Annotated in this window: 5 protein-coding genes and 1 pseudogene; 2 read left to right on the top strand and 4 right to left on the bottom strand. The window is 74.1% G+C overall.

Annotated features, from left to right (window positions below; all coding sequences use genetic code 11):
• Positions 1-191: 191 nt before the first annotated feature.
• From C7C46_RS32130 to C7C46_RS32115, 4 genes are all read right to left on the bottom strand, one after another.
• Positions 192-869, bottom strand: coding sequence for a phosphonatase-like hydrolase (locus C7C46_RS32130; protein ID WP_110673448.1), 678 nt, complete (start codon positions 867-869; stop codon positions 192-194).
• Positions 870-1,040: 171 nt separating this feature from the next.
• The gene (locus C7C46_RS32125; RefSeq protein WP_110673447.1) at positions 1,041-1,553 is read right to left on the bottom strand and encodes a pyridoxamine 5'-phosphate oxidase family protein; all 513 of its coding nucleotides are present in this window, start codon (positions 1,551-1,553) and stop codon (positions 1,041-1,043) included.
• Positions 1,554-1,733: 180 nt separating this feature from the next.
• On the bottom strand, positions 1,734-2,378 hold the full coding sequence (locus tag C7C46_RS32120; RefSeq protein WP_110673446.1) for a phosphatase PAP2 family protein: 645 nt from the start codon (positions 2,376-2,378) through the stop codon (positions 1,734-1,736).
• Complete coding sequence (locus C7C46_RS32115) at positions 2,375-3,064, bottom strand: DedA family protein (protein ID WP_110673445.1); 690 nt, start codon at positions 3,062-3,064, stop codon at positions 2,375-2,377. Before C7C46_RS32115 ends, C7C46_RS32120 begins: the two co-directional genes overlap by 4 nt.
• 108 nt (positions 3,065-3,172) lie before the next feature.
• On the opposite strand from C7C46_RS32115, the gene C7C46_RS32110 reads away from it, so the two are divergent.
• Both C7C46_RS32110 and C7C46_RS35520 read left to right on the top strand, forming a co-directional pair.
• Positions 3,173-3,562: a BlaI/MecI/CopY family transcriptional regulator gene (locus C7C46_RS32110; protein WP_110673444.1), complete on the top strand. Its 390-nt coding sequence runs from the start codon at positions 3,173-3,175 to the stop codon at positions 3,560-3,562.
• Positions 3,559-3,925, top strand: a pseudogene (locus C7C46_RS35520) (M56 family metallopeptidase); the annotation flags it as partial. The gene C7C46_RS32110 and the pseudogene C7C46_RS35520, both read left to right, overlap by 4 nt.

Genomic DNA, 3,925 nt, shown 5'->3' with positions numbered 1-3,925 from the left:
CCCCCCCCCGGCCCCGCCCGGGCCGACCCCGCCGCCGCGCCCCTGGTGACCCCAATGACCCGAAAACCCCCCGGCGCCCCAGCGCGCCTTGCCCCCCGCTCGCTGGCGCGGGGCGGGGCCGGTGTGCCTGCCACTCCCCGGTGACGGGGAGCGGCAGCCACACCGTCCCGGCCCGCAGCTTCTGCCAGGACCTACAGCAGCACGCCCGGCAGCTCCGCCACCGAGCCCAGCACGTGGGTGGCGCCGTCCGCGCGCAGGCGCTCGGCGTCGTGCGCGCCGGTGAGCACGCCGGCCACCACCGAGGCGCCGGCCCGGGTGCCGGTCAGCATGTCGTAGCCGGTGTCACCGACCACCGCGAGCTGGTGCACCGAGTCGGTCCCGGTGCGCAGCAGCGCCATCAGGGCCATGTCGGGGAAGGGGCGGCCACGGCCGGCGTCGGCGGGGCACAGGGTCAGGTCGGGGATCTCCTGCCAGCCGAGCGCGGTCAGGATCCGGTCCTGGGTGGCCCGCGAGAACCCGGTGGTCAGCGCCACCTTGCGGCCGGCGGCGCGCAGCTCGGCGATCGCCTCGGCGGCGCCGGGCAGCGGTGCGCAGTGACCGGCGTCCACCAGGTCGTGGTAGGCCTGCTCGAAGGCGGCGTTGGCCCGCTGGGCCTTCTCCTCCTCGCCGAACAGGTGGCGGAAGACGGAGATCTTGGACTCGCCCATGGTGGCCCGGACGTGGTCCAGCATCGGCTGGAACTCGGGGGCGCCGGCCAGTACGCCCAGCTCGGCCGCCGCGGCGGTGAAGGCCTGCTCGACCAGACCGCCGTCGGCGACGGTGGTACCGGCCATGTCCAGCACGACGAGGCGGATGTCAGCGGTGCTCATATCAGTCAGTGGCCCTTAGCGGTGAGGAGTTGGCCCGCCCAGCCTGGAGGCCCCAGGTGGACGAGGGGTGTCCAGCTGGGTACGCCCAAGCCAACTCTGGCCAAGTTGTACAGACAACAACACCCTAGAACCTGGACAACTGGACAACACCGTCGACCCCCTGCCGCTGCCCTACCGCCGCACCCGCGCCCGCAGGTAGTGGCGCCGGCCGAAGTGCGGTTCGTCCACCGCGGTCAGCTCCTCCACCTGGAACCGGTAGAGCGCCGCCGCACCGCCGCCGGCCAGGAACTGCGCCCGCACCTCGGCGTCCTGCGCGAAGGCCGGATAGCGGTTCTGGTAGGCCGTCAGCGCCGCCTCGGCGTGCCGGCCCCAGGCCTCGCCGGCCCGCCCGGCCAGCTGCAACCCGCGCAGCTGCTCGCCGAAGGCCGGCGGCGGCAGGAAGACGGTGGCCGCGGCCCGGGCCTGCTCGGCCAGGTGCAGGCTGTGCCGGGTGGAGCGCTCGCTGACGAAGTAGAGCACCAGGTCCTCGTCGAAGGCGTAGAAGGCGAGGTTGGCGTGCGGCCCGTGCTCCGGCCCGGCGGTGGCCAGGGTGAGCACCATCGACTCGGCCAGCAGCCCTTCGACGCCCTTGCGGAGCTCCTCGGCGGGCCAGTCGCCCTGGGTCACTTCGAGCTGGTACGGCATGGCACGTCCTTAAGAAGTGTGCGGTCCTTCGACGGCGGCCCGGCCGCGGGCCGGTCCGGACCAGGCCCGTGGACGGGCGTCTCATGCTGCTCCGCCGGCCGGGCCCGCACAAGACGGCGGCCGGGGCGCCGTGATCAAGAGGTGATCACGTCGCCCCGGCCGCACCGGTGCCACGCCCCGTCAGCTCCGGGCGACCGCTCCGCTCCCCAGCAGCGGCGCCAGCACACCCGCGCGCAGCCGGTCCACCAGCGGCGCGGCCCGCCCGGCCGCCCACCCCAGCAGCGCGCCCACCGCGAGGCCGACCAGCGCGCCGACCAGCACGTCGTGCGGGTAGTGCACGCCCACCCAGACCCGGGAGGCGCCCATCAGCAGCGCCGCCGCGAAGGCCAGCCGGCCGATCCACCGGTAGGCGAACCAGAGCGCGGCGGCCGCGGCAAAGGCGATCACCGTGTGGTTGCTCGGGAAGGACCAGTCACCGGCGCCCGGGCAGGTCTCCAGCGTGGCCGTGCCCAGTTGCTGACACGGCCGCACCTCGGCCACCTGGGTCTTCAGCACCGAGTTGGCCAGGTAGGCGACCACCACAACCAGGGGCGAGGCGAGCACCCGGGCCATCACCGCCGAGTCCGCTCCGCGGGCCTGCCACCAGGCCAGCACCATCAGCACGGCGAACAGGCCAAGGCCCAGCGCCGACCAGGTGGTGATCACCTGGTCCAGCCAGTGCGGGGCGCCCAGCGCCCAGCCGTCGACCCGGCGGTAGAGGCCTCCGTCGATGCCGCTGCCGTCGTAGGCGAGCAGTCGGGCCGGTGCGGCGAGTGCGGACGTCATTCGGCGTCACCGCCGCCACGGCGGGAGGCCCGACGGGCCCGGAGCAATTCGAGAGCAATGGGGATCACGGAGACAATTACTACCAGACCAATGATCGGCAACAGGTACTTGTCGATATTGGGAACGGAGGATCCCAGGGCGTAGCCGGCCAGCACCACGCCGACGACCCACACCGTGCCGCCGAGCACCTGCCAGAGGGTGAAGGTGCGCTGCGGCACCTCCAGCACGCCGGCCAGCGGGTTGAGCACGGTGCGCACCACCGGGATGAACCGGGCCAGCACGATCGCCTTGCCGTAGCCGTACTTGGACAGCAGCTCCTCGGCCCGGGCCACCCCCTCGGTCAGCGCCCGGCGCCGGCTGCGCGCGAGCAGCGGCCGCCCGCCGCGCCGGCCGATCAGGTAGCCGACCTGGGCCCCCGCCAGCGCCCCGGCCAGTGCCGCCAGCAGCACCTGCCAGAGCACCAGGTGCGGGCCGTTGTGGTTGCCGGGGACGCAGAGCAGGCCGGCGGTGAACAGCAGCGAGTCACCGGGCAGGAAGAAGCCGACCAGCAGGCCGGTCTCGGCGAACAGCACCACGGCGATGCCGAGTGCGCCGAAGGCCGCGAGCAGCGACGAGGCGTCGAGCAGGTTCACCGCGAGCGCGTTCGTCGCGAGCTGGGAGGAGAGCAAGGTTGGCGGACCTCTCATACTGGGGGCTCTCGTACATTGGTGTGGTCCTGCGGACCGCACCCCAACCGTCTACAGTGACGTAGACGGTCTACACGACTGTAGACGAAGACTGGAGGCCACGTCGACATGCCGGAACTGCCAGCCGCACGCCGCCCCTCCGGCGAGCTGGAGGCCCAGGTGCTGGCCGCCCTGTGGGCCGCCGACCGGCCGCTCACCCCGCAGGACGTGCAGGTGGCGCTCGGCGCCGAGCTGGCCCGCACCACGATCGCCACGATCCTGGCCCGGCTGCACGACAAGGGCACGGTCGAACGCACCCGGGTGGGCCGCGCCTACGCCTACACGCCCACCGTGCAGGACCCGGCCGGCCTCGCGGCCCGCCGGATGCGCACCGAGCTCGACCGCGAGCAGGACCGCTCCACCGTACTGGCCCGCTTCGTCTCCGACCTGTCCGACGACGACGAGCAGCTGCTGCGCGAACTGCTTGGCGAGGCCGACGGCTCCGGCGGCCGCCGGTGATACTCGCCGTCTGGGCCCCGTTCCTGATCCCGTTCCTCGCCGCCCCTGCCGCCCGCCGACTGGCCGACGCGCTGCCGCCGCGGGCCGCGGCCTGGGTACTGGGCTCCACCGCCACGGTGCTGGCCGGCGCCAGCGCCGCCTCGCTCGGGCTGCTGGTGGTGGACGGGCTGCTGCGGATCCCGGCGGTCGCGGCGGTCGGCCACCTCTCGCTGCCCTGGCTGGACCAGGCCTCCCCCACCGGCGTGGTGCTGGCCACCCTGGCGGCCGTCGCGCTGGTGGTCTGCGGCGTGCTCACCCTGCGCACCGCGCACCAGCAGTACCGCGAGCTGCGCCGGGCCCGCGCGGTGCTCGGCCTGCCCGCCG

It is taken from the genome of Streptomyces tateyamensis, assembly GCF_003205575.1.
GTDB lineage: Bacteria > Actinomycetota > Actinomycetes > Streptomycetales > Streptomycetaceae > Kitasatospora > Kitasatospora tateyamensis.
Note: the sequence above shows the minus strand (reverse complement) of the source record. Positions and strands in the feature narration are given on the sequence as shown.